This window comes from Ruegeria sp. CDSA089, from assembly GCF_059612205.1.
The window spans coordinates 40,239-59,797 of record NZ_JBXWQD010000008.1 but is presented as its reverse complement, the minus strand read 5'-3'; the positions used below and the strand labels follow the sequence as shown (position 1 = coordinate 59,797).

18 protein-coding genes are annotated in these 19,559 nt (G+C 56.0%); 14 read left to right on the top strand and 4 right to left on the bottom strand.

The window, feature by feature from the left end; all coding sequences use genetic code 11:
- Window positions 1-165 precede the first annotated feature (165 nt).
- Window positions 166-1,464: a tetratricopeptide repeat protein gene (locus AC2FJ6_RS17595; protein ID WP_496669616.1), complete on the bottom strand. Its 1,299-nt coding sequence runs from the start codon at window positions 1,462-1,464 to the stop codon at window positions 166-168.
- A gap of 173 nt (window positions 1,465-1,637) precedes the next feature.
- Between AC2FJ6_RS17595 and AC2FJ6_RS17590 the strand changes: the two genes are divergently transcribed.
- The 6 genes from AC2FJ6_RS17590 to AC2FJ6_RS17565 all read left to right on the top strand — a co-directional run bounded on the left by AC2FJ6_RS17590 (window position 1,638) and on the right by AC2FJ6_RS17565 (window position 7,725).
- The gene (locus tag AC2FJ6_RS17590; RefSeq protein ID WP_480552516.1) at window positions 1,638-3,335 is read left to right on the top strand and encodes a sulfatase-like hydrolase/transferase; all 1,698 of its coding nucleotides are present in this window, start codon (window positions 1,638-1,640) and stop codon (window positions 3,333-3,335) included.
- Between the two features lie 49 nt (window positions 3,336-3,384).
- A complete protein-coding gene (locus tag AC2FJ6_RS17585; RefSeq protein ID WP_170775044.1) occupies window positions 3,385-3,867 on the top strand; it encodes a hypothetical protein in 483 nt (160 codons plus the stop codon).
- A 63-nt stretch (window positions 3,868-3,930) separates the two neighbouring features.
- Complete coding sequence (locus AC2FJ6_RS17580; RefSeq protein WP_170775043.1) at window positions 3,931-5,031, top strand: alpha/beta hydrolase; 1,101 nt, start codon at window positions 3,931-3,933, stop codon at window positions 5,029-5,031.
- A gap of 72 nt (window positions 5,032-5,103) precedes the next feature.
- Entirely contained in the window at window positions 5,104-5,577 is a 474-nt protein-coding gene (locus AC2FJ6_RS17575; protein WP_170775041.1) for a DUF3300 domain-containing protein, read from the top strand.
- Window positions 5,578-5,591: 14 nt separating this feature from the next.
- Window positions 5,592-6,401, top strand: coding sequence for a hypothetical protein (locus AC2FJ6_RS17570; protein WP_170775039.1), 810 nt, complete (start codon window positions 5,592-5,594; stop codon window positions 6,399-6,401).
- A 52-nt stretch (window positions 6,402-6,453) separates the two neighbouring features.
- Window positions 6,454-7,725, top strand: a complete 1,272-nt coding sequence (locus AC2FJ6_RS17565; RefSeq protein ID WP_170775037.1) for an MFS transporter — start codon at window positions 6,454-6,456, stop codon at window positions 7,723-7,725.
- A gap of 146 nt (window positions 7,726-7,871) precedes the next feature.
- Here the strand turns inward: AC2FJ6_RS17565 and AC2FJ6_RS17560 are convergent, their stop codons facing one another.
- On the bottom strand, window positions 7,872-8,666 hold the full coding sequence (locus tag AC2FJ6_RS17560) for an IclR family transcriptional regulator (RefSeq protein ID WP_170775035.1): 795 nt from the start codon (window positions 8,664-8,666) through the stop codon (window positions 7,872-7,874).
- A gap of 266 nt (window positions 8,667-8,932) precedes the next feature.
- Between AC2FJ6_RS17560 and AC2FJ6_RS17555 the strand changes: the two genes are divergently transcribed.
- The 4 genes from AC2FJ6_RS17555 (at window position 8,933) to AC2FJ6_RS17540 (ending at window position 12,360) form a co-directional block, all read left to right on the top strand.
- Complete coding sequence (locus AC2FJ6_RS17555) at window positions 8,933-9,697, top strand: SDR family oxidoreductase (protein WP_214646851.1); 765 nt, start codon at window positions 8,933-8,935, stop codon at window positions 9,695-9,697.
- Window positions 9,698-9,713: 16 nt separating this feature from the next.
- The gene (locus AC2FJ6_RS17550; RefSeq protein WP_480719387.1) at window positions 9,714-10,559 is read left to right on the top strand and encodes a fumarylacetoacetate hydrolase family protein; all 846 of its coding nucleotides are present in this window, start codon (window positions 9,714-9,716) and stop codon (window positions 10,557-10,559) included.
- Window positions 10,556-11,845 (top strand): L-fuconate dehydratase, encoded by a 1,290-nt coding sequence (locus AC2FJ6_RS17545; RefSeq protein ID WP_170787812.1) that lies wholly within the window; start codon window positions 10,556-10,558, stop codon window positions 11,843-11,845. The genes AC2FJ6_RS17550 and AC2FJ6_RS17545 overlap by 4 nt, the downstream gene beginning before the upstream one ends.
- A 245-nt stretch (window positions 11,846-12,090) precedes the next feature.
- Window positions 12,091-12,360: a hypothetical protein gene (locus AC2FJ6_RS17540; RefSeq protein WP_496669614.1), complete on the top strand. Its 270-nt coding sequence runs from the start codon at window positions 12,091-12,093 to the stop codon at window positions 12,358-12,360.
- A gap of 353 nt (window positions 12,361-12,713) precedes the next feature.
- Here AC2FJ6_RS17540 and AC2FJ6_RS17535 read toward each other — a convergent pair whose 3' ends face one another.
- Window positions 12,714-14,096, bottom strand: a complete 1,383-nt coding sequence (locus tag AC2FJ6_RS17535; protein WP_331252153.1) for a sensor histidine kinase — start codon at window positions 14,094-14,096, stop codon at window positions 12,714-12,716.
- A complete protein-coding gene (locus AC2FJ6_RS17530) occupies window positions 14,093-14,761 on the bottom strand; it encodes a response regulator transcription factor (RefSeq protein WP_480552939.1) in 669 nt (222 codons plus the stop codon). The genes AC2FJ6_RS17535 and AC2FJ6_RS17530 overlap by 4 nt, the downstream gene beginning before the upstream one ends.
- A gap of 139 nt (window positions 14,762-14,900) precedes the next feature.
- Between AC2FJ6_RS17530 and AC2FJ6_RS17525 the strand changes: the two genes are divergently transcribed.
- The 4 genes from AC2FJ6_RS17525 to AC2FJ6_RS17510 all read left to right on the top strand — a co-directional run bounded on the left by AC2FJ6_RS17525 (window position 14,901) and on the right by AC2FJ6_RS17510 (window position 19,546).
- On the top strand, window positions 14,901-15,989 hold the full coding sequence (locus AC2FJ6_RS17525; RefSeq protein WP_155150290.1) for a type 2 periplasmic-binding domain-containing protein: 1,089 nt from the start codon (window positions 14,901-14,903) through the stop codon (window positions 15,987-15,989).
- Between the two features lie 79 nt (window positions 15,990-16,068).
- On the top strand, window positions 16,069-18,099 hold the full coding sequence (locus tag AC2FJ6_RS17520; protein ID WP_480878380.1) for a tripartite tricarboxylate transporter permease: 2,031 nt from the start codon (window positions 16,069-16,071) through the stop codon (window positions 18,097-18,099).
- 88 nt (window positions 18,100-18,187) lie between these two features.
- Window positions 18,188-19,276, top strand: a complete 1,089-nt coding sequence (locus tag AC2FJ6_RS17515) for a 4-oxalomesaconate tautomerase (RefSeq protein WP_496669612.1) — start codon at window positions 18,188-18,190, stop codon at window positions 19,274-19,276.
- Between the two features lie 51 nt (window positions 19,277-19,327).
- The gene (locus AC2FJ6_RS17510; RefSeq protein WP_170775669.1) at window positions 19,328-19,546 is read left to right on the top strand and encodes a hypothetical protein; all 219 of its coding nucleotides are present in this window, start codon (window positions 19,328-19,330) and stop codon (window positions 19,544-19,546) included.
- The last annotated feature ends 13 nt before the right edge of the window (window positions 19,547-19,559 follow it).

Below are 19,559 nucleotides of genomic sequence, written 5' to 3'. Positions count from 1 at the left end.
GTGCCCGCTGTTGCCTATGTGAAGCCCAAACCATGTTTGCGCGATCGACATAGCTCCGAAGCATGTAGGCGGAGTCCGCGTGATCGTAACTGGCCGCGACACGTCTCCGCTCGCCAGCCCAACCCACGCAATCAAAAAAGGAAACAATACTACAATCGAATGGACTTATCGCGAGACCGGATCGATCCATCCAGCAGCCGCCAATTGTCGCAAAACACGTTCTGCATCGGCTATGTCCTCGAACAAGGCTTTTAGGACCTGCGAAACACGGCTTTCCGGCCACGACGTTTGAAACGCAACAACCATTTCCCTAGCTTTTTCATGCTGTCCAGATGCCTGATAGGCAGCGATAAGATGGGCGGTGTTGATCTCGCTTATGGGACCTCCAGAACGGACCGCTTGCGTCAGGTGAGTGATCGACTTTTGGTATTCACCCGCGTGGAAATACGCATTCCCCAACGTGTTGCGCCAAGGCAGTCCCCGTCCGGGGCGATGTTGATGAAGTTTTGGGTTTGCGTTGGCTATCGCCCGTTCGAAATCGCCCGAAAACACCGAAATTATGGCATCGATTTCAAGCGCGTATAGGTCATCGGGCTCAAGCTCTAAGGCACGGCGACTGGAGGTTTGCGCTGAAGCAAAATCGCGACGTACCATTTGCGAAAAGGCCCTGGCGGAATGGCTCCAGGATTTGGTCGAATCCAGTTCGAGCGCGCGTTCCGCCAATTCATTAGCTGATTGCATATAGGCCTGACGCATCTCCGCGTTGGGGGACAGCCCGGCAAGAATGGTCGACGCCTGCGAAGCCCCCGCGTAGCTGCCATAGTAGTTCGGGTCCAGTCGCATTGCCTCTTCAAACATGTCCAGCGCGGCTGAAACGCGCACCAGTTCGGGCGCAGGAAACAGCAAGCCCCGCGCCTCTTGGGTCATGTTTCTGGCCAACAGGTTGGTGGGATTATTTTCGAACAACGCGGATCGTGCTTCAGGCGATAGCGCCTCAGGGGTTGTGTCCGTGCGCAAGAAGCTGAAATAGACCGCTGCCGCAAGCCCTGCAACAAGAGTGCCACCCAGAACCCATTTTGCCCGAAATGCGGGACGAGCCCGAGGGGCCGGCTCGCTCGTCATAGACTTCAGTTCGAAACGAGGGGTGTAGCCCCCCTTGTCGATATAAATGCGCACCGGGTCCTCTCGACCTTCGGTGCCATAGTAAAGATCCAACCTTTGGCGCAATCTGGTGGCATCAACCCTGACCACGTTTTCTGGCGCACCATCGGCACAAGGGCCTTTGTGGTACACCTCTTCCAGGATCCTTTTTCCCAAAATCATGTCTGGTCGCCCGGCCAGTTCCTGTTCGACCACGTAGGTCAGGAAAGCCCTCAGGCGTTCGGCCCCGCCGAATTCGTCGCTTTCAACAACGCGACGCAGAGCGGCTTGTTTTTCCTCCCTGTCAATTTCGGTCTCAGCCATAGGCGGGTCGCCTCACAGACAATCTGTAACGGTTACACGCCCCAAGTTACATTGTTCGGTGGCGTTTTGCATCATCCAATTGTCTGCACAACCATCTGATGGTTCAAGCTGTTTCGGAAGTTTCCGACCCGCTGGGCGATCAGGGTTCTTGGATCAGAAAACGGGATGATAGCATGACAGAGCCGCGCAATAGCCACACCCTCGCAACCGCGCTGATCGCAGGTATTTCGGTGTTGACCGGCACGCAAGTCGGCGCGCAGAGCGGGCCGATCGTCAGGGACGCCGAATACTACATTCTCGAAGCGCAGAACGGCGAAGAATGGGCGCGCGAAGATCAGGAAATCGACGCTACACTGGCCCAATTTCAGGACGCCAATGACGGCAAGCCGCCGAATGTTCTGTATATCTTAATTGACGATATCGGCTTTGGCGATCTGGGCAGTGAAACCCTGAACATGATCCGTGGATATAAGACCCCTGCGATCAATCAATTCGCCGCCGAAGGTATGCGGCTGGCGCGGATGTATACGGAACCTTCCTGCACACCAACCCGCGTGGCTTTTATGACCGGCCGACAGCCGCATCGGAATGGGATGGGCAACACGCAGGTCGAGTTAGCGGGCTTCGGCCTAGCTGAAGATGAGGTGACACTGGCCGAGCTGTTGTCAGATGCCGGATACAACACCGCCCATATCGGAAAGTGGCACATGGGCGATATCCGCGAGTCCTGGCCAAATTACCAAGGTTTCGATTTTGCGGCTTTTCCGATCCATCAGCAGGGTCAGTTGACGATCTATCACGACGATGCAGCCGACGAGGAGGTCTCGATTGGGATCGGCGACAACAACTATGACGATCTCTATACGATGGATCGTTGGTTGCGCACTGACGCTTCGCGTTTGGCCACTGGAGTGGAAGGCGTGCGCAACGAGGACGTGCGCGAGGTCCATATGGAACCGGGCGAACGTTGGAACGAAGCCAAGTACCATGAAATGAACGTGCGATATCAAGAGCAGGCAATGGAACAGCTACGTAGCCTTGCCGCCAAGGACGAGCCGTTCTTCTTGCAATACTGGCCGCTTTATCCGTTAACCGGACCGCGCACGACAACCAGCGAATACACGACGCCCAATGGCGGTCACTATGTCGAGAAAATGAAGCTGGTGGACACCTGGATCGGCGACCTTTTGGCCGAGATGGAGACGTTGGGCGTCGCCGACAACACCATCGTCATCATTATGGGTGACAACGGGCATTTCACAAAATACGCGCCTCAGTCAGGTTACACGCCCATGATCTTCCGGGGCGGCAAGGGTGCCACGACCGAGGGTGGCGTTCGCGTGGACGCCTTTGTTCGCTGGCCCGAGATGATCCAGGCCGGATCGGTTGTTGGCGATATGGTCCATGTCACCGATCTGTTCACAACGCTAGCGCGTGTGGCTGGGGCCACCGATGCAATTCCGCGGGATCGGGTTATCGACGGCATTGACCAGACGTCCCTGCTGCTGAATGGCGAGGCGCATGGCCGCCGGGACTACGTGTTCCTCTACAACATCGACAAGTTGGAGGCCGTGGTTAAAGAGCAATACAAGCTGGCGATCCCCGGCGGAAACATCGAAAACGCGATCCTCGCGGATTTCTACGACCTGTTTCGCGACCCACAGGAAAAATATCCCGTCTCGACCGAGATCGGTGCCTGGGGCAGCGCGAAATTCGTCAACATGATCCAGCGGCATTTCCTACGCAAACAGAAATACCCCGATACGCCTCCGGGCACCGGTGTCCCTTATGACGGGATCGTCAACTTACGTCCCGAAACCAAGGCTGTTGTCGAGGAGTTCTTCTTCATGCGGCAAACACCCGAACAATAAGTCCCCCGAGACACATCCTTTGAAACCCTATTCCGAGTAGGAGACCGCAATGATCCCGTTTATTTCTAAGAAAACAGCACTCAATACCGTTGCCATCCTGGCGCTTTCCTTTACGCAGATACCTGCGGCCACAGCGCAGACGGCCAATGCCCCCTGCGGAGAAAACCTGCCGCTTTCCGGAAAGATCACCTTTAACGGCCAAAGCTTCTCGATCCTTGTTGGGGTTCGATGGGGCAAAGGTGTTCTGACCTTGAATGACGGGCAAGAGATCCCCTTCTCGGCCAACGGCGTGAAGGCCTTGGAGTCGGGTGCTCGCGTCGGCGAGATTGAGGGTGAGGTATATGGTCTGACCGACCCGCTGGATTTTGTTGGGCAATATTTCGGAGTGGCCGGTGGTGTCGTCCCGGTTCAATCGGCTGGTGATATTACGCTGGTCAACGCTGCGTGCGTAGTGATCGTTGCGCGCCATAAATCCACGGGTGTAAAGCTGTCGGCCCCGGTCGAACAATCCATAAAGATTCAGTTCCAATGACGCCTCCGGGGGGCGCCCAATATAGCGGCCCCACTCGACAGACCTGTAACAGGACTGGTTTCAATGCGCTTTTTGATCGTCATGCTGCTAAGTGTTTGCGCGGGGTGCGGCGGGCCCCAAAACCTTGTGGGCGTCGAAACCGCAATACCAGTTTCCAGCGTTCCGGAACTCACCCGCCATAGGATCTACATTGCGACGCCGCGCGCTCTGTCTGACGACCCATCCGAGTTCTTTTCAGGCGACCGTGCCTCTGACATGAGCTTTGCTGCTGTCGACGTCACCATCCCCCCGGATCATCAGAAAGGGAATATTGAACGACCGTCATCCCTGCCTGCCGACCCACGCAAGCATTTCGTGATCACAGCGCCGCAGTTGTTCAGTGACGGAACCCAATTCCGGCAAGAAGTCAGCCGTTCGGTGCGAGCTTTGCCCCGCAATGATCACGAAGTGCTGTTGTTCGTGCATGGCTATAACACGAACCTGACCAGCGCGGTTTTGCAAATGGCCCAATTCGTCGAAGATTCCGGATACAAGGGGGTCCCGATCTTGTTCACCTGGGCTTCAAGCGGGCAGACCGTCAAATATGTCTACGACATAAACAGCGCCCTGATCGCTCGAGATCACCTGGTCAGCATGTTTTCCGTCATGGAAAGCAGCAACATTGAAGGATACGATCTAGTGGCTCATTCGATGGGCACATTCCTGGTCATGGAGGCCGGGCGGCAGATTTCAATGACGACCGGGCTGAACCCGACGGGGAAGGCCCAAAACGTCGTTCTGGCCGCACCCGATATAGATATAGATCTGTTTCTGACGCAAATTCGCAGGTTTCCGGAACAGTATCGACGGTTCGTCGTGCTTGTGTCTCAGGATGACAAGGCGCTCAGGGCCAGCCAACGGGTCGCCGGCGGTGTCTCGCGTCTGGGACAGATCCCAGCCGAGGATTTGGCCGAACTGGGCGTTAATGCAATCGACCTTAGCGCAGTCAAAAATACGGGCTCATTGGCACATTCGAAATTCAAGGACTCGCCCGAAATCGCGCAGTTGATCGGCACTGCCCTGAGTGAAAACTCAAGTTTTGAATCGGATGTCAGTTTCCCTGTGGGTCGCAAAATTGGCACCGGCATCGACGGGTTGCTGCAAGTTGTGAGGGTGGGCGGATGAATAGACCATCCAGTCGCGCCAGTAACTGCCTTGTCCTCGGCTTCAGCGAATTTCGGAAAAGGAATCCCTGAGATGCGCACAAGATCGACCGTTCTTTTGGCATTTCTATGGATCGCTGCCGTGTTGGTTGCACCTGTCGGAGCAACGGCGCAGAACACATCGACTGAGCAAGCGGCAGAAACAGCGGACGAGGCCCAGTTTACGGCGGAAGAGCTTCAGAAACTTACCGCTCCGGTTGCGCTTTATCCGGATACGCTGCTGATTCAGATCCTTGTCGCGGCGATCTACCCGCTTGAAGTGTCCAAGGCAGATCAGTATGTTCAGGTTCACGCGGACCAAGAGCCGGGCGCCCGTAAGACGCTGATCGAAGAACAGGGTTGGGATGGCAACGTGACAGTGCTGGCCACCGCATTCCCGGAAACACTGAAGAAAATGGCCGCACATACCGAGTGGACCGAAACGATCGGGGCCACAAGCCCGGCCAACGCGTGGTGCAGACGACCCGCGGCGCAGATAGTCCGTCACATGCAAAATGACGCTGGTTGAGGAGAAATTGAAACATGCATCGGAAAAATTTGTCCGAAACACACCGGAGTAGCCATCAGGGAAAACGTACCCAGATCGCAGCATGGAGGCCTGCAGTCGCTTTGGCGCTGACTTTTGCACCTCTTTCCGGACAGGCTCAGGAGGCGGCATCCGGGTGGGATTTCGCGCTGACCCCATATCTTTGGATGCCCAGTCTGAATGGCGATGTGTCTCCGGGGCCACGAGCGCCGACATTGGGTGTCGACGCGTCTTTCAGCGACTTGCTGGACGAACTGGAAATCGGTTTCATGATCGCTGGATCAGCAACAAAGGACAGGTTCGGGGTTTTTGGCGATCTTCAGTATTTTGACTTCAATTCCAGCGCCTCAACACCTGGCCCAGCCTTTAGCTCGGCCGTTGTTGACACCGATATTCTGATTGCAACGCTTGGGCCGGAATACGTGGCCCTCGCAACGCAAACATCCGAATTGAGACTGGCGGTTGGCCTTCGGTATTATGACGTATCCATTGACGGTTCGCTCAGTGCCGGGACCGTTCCGGGCCGTGAGGTCAGCGGAGGGGACGATTGGTTCGATGGTATCATTGGTCTTCGCGGTCAATCATATGTTTCAGAAGACTGGTATGTGACTGGTTGGGCATTTGTCGGAGGTGGGGGGTCGGATTTCACCTCGGATGTGTTCGGCGGTTTCGGCTACCGGGTAAGTAAAACCGTGGATGTGGTCGGTGGTTACCGGTACTTCTCTGTCGATCGCGAGGATGGAGACGGGTTCGTCTATGACGTTGAACAGCACGGTTTGCTTATCGGCGTGAAATTCAAGCTGTAGACAACGATAACTGTCGTCGGGTCCGTAGCTTGCAAACCAATATGAGGCTGAAATGACAATATCCATTGTGTCTCTGCGTTCGTTGTTTGTGTCCATTGGAATGATCCACCTGTCGACGGCGGCTTTGGGCACCTTGGTGTCGTTGCGCATTGCGGATTCCGGTGGCAGCCAAGAGGCAGCGTCTTTCGTCGCTGCAAGCTATTCTATGGGTTTCTTGCTTGGGTGTTTCTTTATCTTTCGGCCTTTGGCCCGGATTGGTCACATACGGGCATTTGCAGCCTCGGCGGCATTGTGCAGCCTGTGTGCCCTGTTGTTGTCGATCTCAGAAAACACCTTTGTCCTGATTGCTGCGCGATTTGCGACCGGATTGGCTACGGCCAGTCTGTATTCCATTGGGGATGCGTGGATCAACGACTCTGCACCCGCAAATAGCAGAGGGCGCATCCTGTCCATCTACTACATCGTTTTGGGTGTGACGTCTGTCGCAAGCCAGGCCTTTATCATACTGTTCTCGGGCGATTTGTCCGAAGCGTTTGTGATGATGTCCGCACTTTATTCGATTGCGATCATCGTTCTGGTGCCGACTCGAACCTCTCCCCCCAGTGTGCCTGCGCACGCGCAGTTGCGCCTTATCGCGTCCTTCCGGGAATCCCCAACCGCGTTCATCGGAGTGTTTGTGAACGGCTTCGTGTTGGCGCTGCTGCTGACTGTTTTGCCTTATCAGGCTTCGGTCGCAGGGATGAGCGCAAATATGATCGCGTTTGTCGTGGCAGCCTTCTACTTGGGACGTATTCTGTTTCAGTTCCCAATCGGCCACGCATCAGATCGAATGGACCGCCGCTATATGATCGCGGCGATGTCACTGAGCGCCGCCTTGACCGTCATGATCCTGTCAATTGCCTCACGCAACGAGGGGTTTACAATCGCCGGGGAAAGCGGGCTCGTGCTGCAAGTTGTCATGATAATCGGCTCTGTGTTTCTGGGAGGACTGATCATGCCGCTCTATTCGGTCCTTGTCGCGCATGCCATGGACCGTACAGTTCCTGTTTATGTAGGCGCCACAGCTGTCACCTTGTTGTTTGTTTACACCGTCGGCAGCGTGGTCGGGCCAATTTTTGGGGGGATCGGATCTCTTCTTGGCAGTGACAGAGCGGTCCAATGGATGTGTTGGGTGCTGATGTTGGTCGCTGGTATGTTCACCGTTGTCCGCCTCAAAATGCGCGAGAGCGTCCCCCACGCTGAGGCTGCCAGTGGGGTCGCCGCGTCTCCGACGTCGGTGTCCATATCCCCAGAAACAAAAAGGCCCGAGCATTCGCGTTTCTAAGCGATATCTGAAGGAAACTTTGCGTCGGTTTAAGCCGGTAACAAGTCAACGGCAGTCGGCCGAGGGCTGCCGCAATTGATGCACCGGGTACCCTGCGTCCGTTGTTGGGTCAGCGGAGCTTCAATGGGGTCACATAACCTTTCCCGTCAATGCTCGGTCAGTAAACTGCTTTCGCCAGAGTAGAAATTGGTAAGCTCGTCGGCCAAAGACTGATACAACAGATGTACTTCATCCAACGATGGCACGTCTAACTTGTCGATACGCTCGACATAGGGGCAGTTCACGACACAAATTGGCACACGTTCACGGTCGAAGACGGGAAAGGCAAGGTTCGTGACGCCCACTGCTGTTGCAGATGGCATACGCTCGTAACCAACTTCCCGAATACGGCTCACATGCTCTAGGAACTCACTGCGGTCGATTTCCGGTTCTCCCTGTGCCAACCGATGCATATCCAGAAGTTCTTCGATCTGTTGGTCGCTTCGAAACGCAGCCAAAACGCGGCCAGTACCTGTGTTGCTTAGGCCAATGACAGTGCCTACGCGCAACGAAAACACCCAATTTCCTGGGGCCGAAACCGAAGCAACGACGACGATGTCTCCATTGCTTTCCATACCAAGGTGACAAGACTGCCAGGCAAGTCTGGTGACTGCGCGCATTTTGGGGGAGGCAACCTCCATCAGGCGTTCAATTGGTGGATGCCCCTGGGACACTGCGAACATTTTCAGGCTTAGGGAGTAAAGATCACCGTCCTTCGATCGAACGACATACCCCCGCCGCACCAATGTGGATAGCATTCGGTAAATTTCGCTTTGCGAACGTTGCAAGGCTCGCGCAATTTCACCTTGTGATATTCCGTCGCCGTGAAGGGCAAGAAGCTCAATAATATCAAGTCCTTTTTCTAACGCTGGAGCGCGGTATTTCTCTGACGAATTTGCCACTTTGCCCTCCTGGTCAGGCCGATGAGTCTGAGCGTTCGATCATCGCTTGGGTCGTAATCAGAAGTCAATGTTGATTTATAAATGAAAGTATGATTTGCATTTAAATAATATAGTGGGGAGGAATCGTGGTAGAAAAGACCGCCAAGCCAAATTCCAGAGCGCTGACGCATTGCCGGTCTGAGCAAGGCTGAAGTCCAGTGTTAAACCCAGGCTAAAGACGGCTGGCTTTGATCGCTCACACCGGCCAACACCTAAAATCTGAACTAATGATCGAGATCAATATGAACCCAACTCAGGGCCGAATGGCCGGAAAAAAAGCTTTGGTTACCGCTGCGGGGCAAGGCATCGGACGCGCCAGCGTCGAGAGGTACGTGGCCGAGGGCGCTCATGTGATAGCTTGCGACATCAACGACGACACCTTGGCTGAACTGGCCGAACTCGAAGGTGTCACCGCGTTGAAGCTGGATGTCACAGACGCGGATGCAGTGACAGAAGCGGTGGAGCAAACTGGTCCTCTGGATGTTCTGTTCAACTGCGCAGGCTTTGTGGGTGCGGGCTCGATCCTGGATTGTGACGAGGGCCAGTGGGATTTCAGTTTTGATCTGAACGTCAAGGCAATGTACCGGCTGGCCAAGCTGGTGCTGCCGGGCATGTTGGAGGCCGGCGGGGGGTCGATCATCAACATGTCCTCGGTTGCGTCTTCGATTAAGGGTGTGCCGAACCGGTTCTCGTATTGCACGTCCAAGGCTGCGGTGATCGGGCTGACAAAGTCAATTGCAGCGGATTTCGTAACACAGGGCATTCGCTGCAACGCAATTTGCCCCGGAACCGTAGACAGCCCCAGTTTGCATGACCGTTTGCGGGCAACCGGTGACTACGATCAGGCACTGAAAGACTTTATCGCGCGGCAACCGATGGGGCGGATTGGCCACGCAGACGAGATTGCAGCGCTGGCGACCTATCTGGCCAGCGATGAAAGTGGATTTACCACTGGACAGACTTTCGCCATCGACGGCGGCTGGACCGTGTAAGCAAGGAGAGACTTAGATGAAACTGCTGCGTTATGGCCTTGCTGGTCAGGAAAAGCCGGGACTGCTGGATGGAAACGGCGCGATCCGTGATTTGTCGGGCACGATTGGAGACATCTCGGGCGAGGTGTTGTCCGATGCCGGTCTTGATGCTTTGCGAGCGATCGACACGGCAACCTTGCCGTTGGTCGAGGGCAACCCGCGCATTGGGGCCTGTGTGGGCCAGGTGGGCAAGTTCATCTGCATCGGCCTGAACTATGCCGACCACGCCGCCGAAAGCGGCATGGAGCTGCCCGCCGAACCAGTCATCTTCTTTAAAGCCACATCCGCCATCATCGGTCCCAATGACACGGTCGAAATCCCCCGCAACTCGGTCAAAAGCGACTGGGAGGTCGAGCTGGGCGTGGTGATCGGGAAAGAGGCGAAATACGTCTCGGAAGAGGACGCGCTGGATCATGTCGCGGGCTATTGCGTAGTCAATGATCTGTCCGAGCGAGACTTTCAGCTGCACCGCTCGGGCCAGTGGGTCAAGGGCAAGTCTGCCGACACGTTTGGCCCAATCGGCCCCTGGCTGGTTACGCGCGATGAGGTGCCGGATCCACAAAACCTGCCGATGTATCTTGAGGTCAACGGGCATCGCTATCAGGACGGCTCGACCAAGACGATGCATTTCGGCGTTGCCACGGTGATCTCGCACCTGTCGCAATTCATGTCGCTGCAGCCGGGCGATGTGATCTCGACCGGGACGCCTCCGGGTGTTGGGATGGGACAGAACCCGCAAACCTATCTGAAGCCCGGCGACAAGATGGAGTTGGGGATCGAGGGGCTGGGCGTGCAACGGCAGGATGTAAAGGCCAGCGCATGACCAGCATCACCGGCATTCGAACCGAAGACTTGCGCTTTCCGACCTCGGACAGTCTGGACGGATCGGATGCGATGAACCCCGATCCCGACTATTCCGCCGCGTATGTGGTGCTGGAAACCGATGGTGCGCATGAGGGCCACGGCCTCACGTTCACCATTGGGCGCGGCAATGAGATCTGCGTGGCCGCGATCAAAGCGCTTGGCGCTTTGGTCAAGGGTTTGGAATTAGAATGGATCACCGAAGATATGGGCCGCTTCTGGCGTTATATCACCGGAGACAGCCAGTTGCGCTGGATCGGGCCGGACAAGGGTGCGATCCATCTGGCTACGGGCGCGGTGGTGAATGCGGCGTGGGATTTGTGGGCGAAAGAGGCGGGGAAACCCGTCTGGCAATTGGTGGGTGACATGTCCCCCGAAGATATCGTGCGCCTGATCGACTTTCGCTATCTGACCGATGCGATCACCCCGGACGAAGCGCTGGCCATGCTGCGCGCCGCCGCGCCGGGCAAAGACGACCGCATCACCAAGCTGAAAGCCGAAGGCTACCCGTGTTACACAACCTCGGCCGGGTGGCTGGGCTATCCCGACGACAAGCTGCGCCGCCTGTGTCAGGAGGCCAAGGACGCAGGCTTTACCCACACCAAATTCAAGGTGGGCCGCGACCTTGACGATGACATACGTCGTCTGACCATCGCCCGCGAGGTTCTAGGCGAAGACATAAACATCATGATCGACGCCAATCAGGTATGGGAAGTGGATCAGGCCATCGACTGGGTCAAGGCCCTGTCCTTTGCAAGCCCGTACTTCATCGAAGAACCCACCAGCCCCGATGACGTGTTTGGCCACAAGGAAATCCGCGAAGGGGTTGCGCCGGTCAAAGTGGCGACGGGTGAGATGTGCCAGAACCGGATCATGTTCAAACAATTCATCAAAGAAGGCGCGATCGACATCGTTCAGATCGACAGCTGTCGGATGGGAGGATTGAACGAGGTTCTGGCCGTCATGCTGATGGCCGCGAAATACAACTTGCCCGTCTGGCCCCATGCCGGGGGCGTGGGTCTGTGCGAATATGTCCAACATATGTCGATGATCGATTACATCGCGATCTCGGGCGAGAAAGACAGCAAGCGGATCGAATATGTTGATCACCTGCACGAGCACTTCGTCGATCCCTGTGTGGTGAGAAACGGGGCCTATATGGCGCCGGAAAAGCCAGGGTTCTCGATCGAAATAAAACCCGAAACCATCGAAGATTTCCGTTTTTCAGCGGAACTGGCGGCGGAATAAATGCAAAGGTCTGAACAATTTCGGTAGACCGGCGAAGGTCTTCAAGCAACCCGAAGGAATTGCTCCTAAGGATGAAATTTAAAAAAACCGCCTTTGGGATCGCCCGTGTTCTTGCACTCGGAGAAAAGGCTGGTCTGGTAAAGTAGACTCTGCGTTTTGGCCGTGTCCACGGGGCTTCAACACCATATCTTACAGCGGCTGTGCGTGTCGCCGAGCTTTTGTAAGAAAAGACCATCGACCGTTTCATGTTGAAGGTCTGCCCGCCCTCGCAATTGAGCGAAGAGGCTGCGCTGAATGAGGCGCTGTCGCTGGGTACGGTTGACACGCCATTTGCCGGTGCTGCGTTCCTGGGTCAGTCTTTAGGCCCGGTTAGCATCTCGGGTTGCCTGTCTACTCTGCGGCCTTATGGTCGCTGGAAAGCCCATGTGAACTTGGATCTGTTCAATAAGATGGCGGCTGAATACAAAAACATATCGGGCGCTTCCGTATCAACGATCTCTGAGGACGCACCCTAAACACCCGTAACCACTGTGGCATAAACCGGGGCATTTCTCGGAAGGTTCAACCCCAAGAGCCGAGTGTCATTCCATGTTCCGATGAACTGGTTGGGGTGGTAGGGTTCCTTGCCGACCAATGATTAGACTCAGCTTTTCAGCGAAGCCCGAGAAATTGGGGCGAATTCGGGGGTATTTTAACCGCTAGAGAGGTGGTTAATGGGCGCGGCCTAGACAGCTAGATCGACAGCCCACTGGTGCTGAAACGTCCGCTGACGCGTCGTTCCGGAGGGCTGATGTGGGTCGCTGATGCTGGCGGGTTGGGGGCGCGTTTGGGCCAAGTGCAGCGAAGGACTGGTTAGAGCCCGACGCGGTCAATCGAAAGAACGGTCCAGGACTATGGGGAGCTCAAGCGTAATGCTCGCTCCTCTTTCGACTAGGTTGATTTCGACCATTCCTCCGTGGCGCCGCGCCACTGCAGAGACGATTGACAACCCCAATCCGCTGCCCTCGGAGTACTCCAACTGAGAAAACCGATTGAATGCCGCTTCGCTTTGGTCTGGTGAAAGGCCAGCACCATCGTCGGTCACAGTTAGGTTGACGCATTTGCCGTCACACCGCAGCACAACTGAGATTTGGCTCAACTTTGGGCCACCATGTTTGACCGCGTTATCCAGCAGGTTCTTTAGAGCCTCAATCAGAAAGACACGGTCGCCGAACACCGTGACCGCCGTCTCAGGCATCGTGACATCAAACTCGATGCCCTTTGCAAGGATATTAACTCCCATCTCAGCGCAGGCTTCTTCCACGACCGAGCGAAAGTCAATTTCAACCATTTGATTTTCGTGCGTCGGCTGCCTGAGCCTTTCAAGCGATAACAGCTGTTCCGCCACCGTCGCTGAGTTTTTTGCCGCCGCAACAAGCTCGGAGATGCGTTTTTCTCGGTCGCCATCCGTTTTCGCGTCCTGCAGCGCTTCGGCCATCGACTGCACGGCGGCCGCTGGGTTCCGCAGCTGATGTGCAGCTTCGGAAATAAACACTTGATGGGCGTTGATACTGTTTTCCACCTGTCCAAAAAGCCGGTTCAAGGTTTTGACAACTCCTTGAACTTCGACTGGGACAGCGCGCTTGATCTCACTGAGGTCATCTGGTGAACGCAGGTCTATTGCGTCCTGCAAATCCAACAACGGCCTAAGGCCACGAGCGACGCCGAACCACACCACAATAGCGAGGGTGGCCAGCAGAACGCCCATCAGAATTCCTGCGCGGATAGACAATTCATTCGCAAACGCATTGCGATCCGCCATGCGTTGCCAAACTGTAACTGTCGCATCTCCGATTAGATTGTCTATGGTCACGCGCTCCGTCATCTTAAGAACGCGCACTGGTTCTTGGCGGTAGAGCGCTTCGAAAAACTGCGGTTTGTACACCTCTTGAGCAGATGGGTTGGTGGCGGCCGGAGGGTACGCATAGCCAGTCACATAGATGCCGCCGGGGCCTGTTACGTGGTAAAAAATCTCTCCGCCGGACGCGTCGCGGATCATGCTGCGTGTCGTTGGTGACAGCGCATCACCCCCCGAAATCGCAACATCTCGCGATATGGCTAGGCCAGCAGATAACAGGCTGTCGTCGAACAATTCCTGCGCCGTATTCTGTGCAATCATAAAGCGCCAAAGACCAAGCAAGGCTGCAATTAGTACCAAAGGGGTTAGGATAAGAATGAAAAGTCTTAACCTGAGCGAGCCGTGATTGATCACTTCTGCACCTCAAGCAGATATCCCAGACCTCGGGCTGTCTTTATTCTAATACCGAGATCCTGAAGACGTTTTCTCAGCCGAGATACATGAGGTTCAACGGCCGAGGCCTCGACATCGGCACCCACGCCATAGACGTAATCTGTAAGTTGGCTTTTGGGCACAATTCTGCCCCTGCGCTCTAACAGGCATTCAAGCACGGCTATTTCCCGCCGCGGGATATCCATAACAGTGCCCTGCACACTTACCTGACGTGCAGCGCGGTCGAATTCCAGGCCGCCGATGCTCTCTTTTGCTCCGTAGTCGAGGTCTTTGCGTCGAGAAAGCGCCCGGATGCGTGCTTCCAACTCGTCCATTTCGAATGGCTTAACCAGATAATCATCTGCACCCATATCCAACCCGGAAACCCGGTCGCTTGTTTCGGCACGTGCCGTCAGCAAGATCACCGGTACGCTGTCACCACGATTACGAAGAGATTTCAGGATCTCTAGCCCTGACTGTCCGGGCAAATTGATGTCCAAAACAACTAAGTCGGCGCCCTCTTGCGCAAGATACAAGTCAGCCTCGTCGCCATCCGAAAGCACTTCTGCCGCATGACCGCGGTCACGCAGACGATAAGCAATAGCGTTGGCGAGGGTCTCGTTGTCTTCGACGATGACGATCCGCATCAGGGCTCCTGCAAGTTTCGCGCAAGGTTGGTGCTCCATGATTGCCAGATGGGATGGGGAATCAACCCCACAGTTCTATTTGCGATCACGGTGGTGCAGAGGGCGCTGGCGTGGTTGTCTGGTCAACAGGGAGGAACCAATGACCATTTCCAACTTCACCCGTCGGGCCGTCGTGGGGCTGATCGCCGCCGCCGGTATCGCCGCACCTGCCGCTGCCGAGGTCGATTTCTCCGGCAAGACCGTTGAATGGGTTATCCCGTTCTCGGAAACGGGCGGGTCTGCCAAATGGGCCAACTTCTTTGCGCCGCTTCTGTCGGAGGCTCTACCGGGTCAACCGACAGTTGTCGTGAAATTCATGCCGGGCGCTGGTTCGACCAAAGGCGCAAACTGGTTTCAGGAGCAGAGCCATGACGACGGGACGCTGCTGTTTGGCACCTCTGGTTCAACTCAATTCCCATATCTGCTGAGCGATCCTCGCGTGCGCTACGAGTACAACGATTGGATCCCGGTTATGGCGTCAGGAACGGGTGGTGTTGCCTATCTGAACGCCGAAGACGGAGCAAAGTTTGATGGCTCTGCGAACGCGCTGAAAGACACAAACTTTATTTACGGTTCGCAGGGCGCGACACGCCTTGACCTTGTACCGCTGCTGGCGTGGCAAATGCTGGGCATGAATGTTGAGCCTGTTTTTGGCATCAAAGGCCGTGGCGATGGTCGCCTGATGTTCGAGCGGGGTGAAGCCAACATCGATTATCAGACCTCGTCCGGCTATCTGGGTGGATCGGCACCTCTGGTTGAATCCGGTCAGGCTGTGCCGATGATGACTTGGGGTGCTCTGGATGCGGACGGCAACATCGTGCGCGACCCGACCTTCCCGGACATCCCGACATTCAAAGAAGTATGCGAAGCGACCGATGGCTGTGAAACCAGCGGTGAGGCATGGGATGCGTGGAAAGCGTTCTTTGTGGCCGGTTTCCCGGTTCAGAAGCTGGCCTTCCTGCCGGGTGACACGCCTCAGGAAGTGGTCGACGCCTACACCGCAGCGTTCCAAGCTGTGACCGAGCGAGGCGACTTTGCCGACATCTCCTCGAAGCGCGTGGGCAAATATCCTGTGTTTGTTGGTGACGGCTCCAAGTCGGCGCTGCAAACTGCGACAAACGTCGACGACAACGCCAAGGCCTATGTCCTGAACTGGCTCAAAGAAGCCTATGGTGTCGAGCTGAACTAAGCCCAAACACCACTGCGCGTGCCCCAATGTCGGGCGCGCGCTTTTCCAAACACAAGACAATTTATGAAAGGCGGCCGCTATGGAGGTTTTCGCCACCGCTCTTCCTGCGCTCAGTGATGCGTGGGGTCTGATCCTGCAACCAATTGTTCTGGGGTACCTTGTTCTCGGTGTCGTTATGGGACTGGCAGTAGGTGTTTTCCCCGGGCTTGGCGGTATTGCTGGTCTGTCCCTATTGCTTCCTTTCATGTTCGGCATGGACCCTATTCTTGGGTTGGCGCTGATGATCGGGATGGTCGCCGTTGTTCCAACCTCTGACACCTTTGCTTCGGTTCTTATGGGCATCCCCGGCAGTTCCGCCTCACAGGCGACGGTGTTGGACGGTTTCCCGATGGCGAAAAAGGGCGAGGCCGCGCGGGCATTGTCAGCGGCCTTTGCGTCATCGCTGTTTGGCGGTTTGGTCGGCGCAACATTTCTGACCATGTTTATCCTGATCGCGCGGCCCATCGTTCTGGCATTCGGTCTGCCCGAGATGCTGATGATCACCATTCTTGGCTTGTCGATGGTCGCTATCCTCGCCGGGCGTGTCCCGCTGAAGGGTGTCGCCGCCGCAGGGTTGGGCCTGATGGTCGGTACGATTGGCGAGGCGGACGCAGGCGGTTCGCTGCGTATGGCGACGTATGACATTCCTTACCTGACCGATGGTCTGAAGTTGGTCATCGTTGGCTTGGGTATCTTTGCGGTGCCCGAAATCGTCTCGCTGCTGCGACAAGACCGATCCATTGCCAAGGGCGCTTCGCTAGGGGCCGGTTGGCTGGATGGCGTCAAAGACTGGGCCGCGAACATTTGGCTGTCGGTCCGCTGTTCGATCATTGGCGTGGTCGTTGGTGTTATTCCCGGCCTCGGAGGCTCGGTTGTTGACTGGATCGCTTATGGCCATTCGGTTCAATCGACAAAAGACAAAAGCAACTTCGGAAAGGGCGAAGTGCGAGGCGTCATCGGGCCGGAAAGCTCGAACAACGCCAAGGAGGGCGGGGGGCTGGTTCCAACGCTGCTGTTTGGTATCCCTGGCTCGGGTTCAATGGCGATCTTTATCGGCGCTGTCGCACTGTTGGGATCTGGCGATATCGAGGTCGGGCCTAGCATGCTCAAGGACAATCTCGACATCACTTATTCGATTGTCTGGTTGCTGGCTCTTGCCAACGTAGTGGGCACCATCCTGTGTATCGCTGCCTCGGGCGGGATCGCCAAGCTGACCACGATCCGTTTCACCTATCTGGCGCCGTTCCTGTTCATGCTGATCAGCTTTGCGGCGTTCCAGTCCGGTCAGAATTTCGAAGACCTGCTGGCTCTGTTCGTCATCGGTCTGATCGGCATTTTCCTGCGCCGTTTCGACTGGTCGCGCCCGGCCTTTCTGATTGGGTTCGTGTTGTCCAACCCGGTTGAGAAGTTCACCAACCAGGCGTTCCAGATAGCCTCTTTCCGCTTCCGCAAAAGCTTTGGTGAGGGGATGGAGTATGTCTTCAGCCCGATCGTTATCGTACTGATCGTGGTCACCGTGGTTTCGGTTATTCTGGGCATTCGTCAAGCCAAGATGATCATGGCCGAAGGTGAGGTCAAATCCGGCAGCAAGCGCGCGCCGCTGATCTTCCTGCTGGTGATCATGGCTTACCTGATCGTGGCGTTGATCAATGCCAACATGATCCCTGACTACAACATGACCGACAAGATCATCCCGCTGGTGATCGGCAGCGTGTCGCTGTTTTGCTGCGTCATCCTGTTGATCCAAATGATGCGGCGTCCCGAGGGCGATGCGATCTTTGCTGACAAAGAACTCGCCGGTGAGGATGCGAGCGCGCCGCATGGACTTTGGTCGACCCTCGCATGGTTTGCAGGTCTGATCGCGGCCACATGGGTTGTAGGATTCATCCTCGCCCTGATCGGTTTTCTGATCGCATTCTTCCGCATTCGCGCCGGGTCCAGCTGGCAGATGACGCTGCTCCTGACGGCCTGCGGCATCGGTTTCATGTGCTTCATGGCCGGTGCCCTGAACCGGGATTTCCCGCCAGGTCTGCTGCAAGACATGGTGAACCTGCCATGGCCGCTCAAGTAGGCACTCCACGGCTGCCCGGCCTGCCAATTTGGCGGGCCGGGCGGGGCTGAAATCAGAAACTTCAACGGTTTGTAAAGGAGGGTTCGCAATGACCCAGACAGCAATCCCATATGTTTTCATGCGCGGTGGCACGTCCCGAGGGCCATATTTTCGGCGCTCTGATCTGCCCGAAAATTTGGACACTTTGGCCGATGTTCTTGTCGCTGCCCTCGGGGCTGGACAAGCACTCAATATCGATGGGATCGGTGGTGGAAACGCAGTGACGACCAAAGTGGCGATGTTATCCGTCAGCGAAGACGACTGGGCGGATATCGACTATTTCTTCGCGCAGGTTTCTGTTGATGAGAAGCTGGTTGATTTCAAACCTACTTGCGGAAACATCCTCTCAGGAGTCGGTCCAGCTGCGATCGAAATGGGTTTGTTTCAGCCCACCGGCGAAGTGACCGAGATCCGCATTCGCGCAGTTAATACAGGCGCCCGTGTCGTTGCCAAAGTGCAAACCCCGGGCGGTGAGTTGGTCTACGAGGGCGATGCGGAAGTCGCCGGAGTTCCCGGTCATTCTGCACCGGTGCAGCTGAGTTTCATGGGCGTTGTGGGTTCGGCAACAGGTGCATTTCTGCCCACTGGAAATTTGCGCGACACAGCGCAGGGGATCGAGCTAACGTGCATGGACGTCGCTATGCCGATGGTGATAGCCCGGGCGGCCGATTTCGGACTGACAGGATATGAAAGCGCCGAAGAGCTGGATGCCAACCGTGCTTTCTTTGATCGGATGGAGGCCGTGCGGATCGAAGCCGGGGAACGGATGGGTATGGGGGACGTATCGAAATCGGTTACTCCGAAATTCGGCCTGATGGCACCCGCCAGAGAAGGTGGAACCCTTGCGGTTCGGTATTTCATGCCATGGAAAACTCATCCGACAATGGCCGTTACGGGCGCGCAATGCATGGCATCTTGCGCTTTGACGCCCGGAACCGTCGCCGACGGGTTGCTTGATCGCCTGGATTCAAGCCCAGCAGACGTTGTTTTGGAACACGCCTCAGGCAAGATCGACGTTCTGGTGGACTTCTCGAATGATGGGGAGTTCAACGTAATTTCTGCCGGTTTGGTGAGGACTGCGCGTAAATTGGCGGATGGGCATGTTTATGTTCCGGAATCCGCGTGGAACGGTAGTTGAAGTGGGAACCTCTAATTGGTATACAATAGTATACATAATGAGGATATCACGATGGACGACTATTCGGAATGCCTTGATATCGCGCGTCAGGAACTCAGGCTGGCGCAGTCGGCTTTGCGAAAGGATATCGCGGAATACCCAACGCCAATTGCCGGGTGCGATGAGCAATTCAACCATCTGCTGGATCAACGCGAACGGGTTCGCAATGCGCTTGAAGCACTCGACAAACTTAATTTTGTGCCGACGCCAAGAAAACTGAGCACCGAGTAGGCTATAGGAAGTC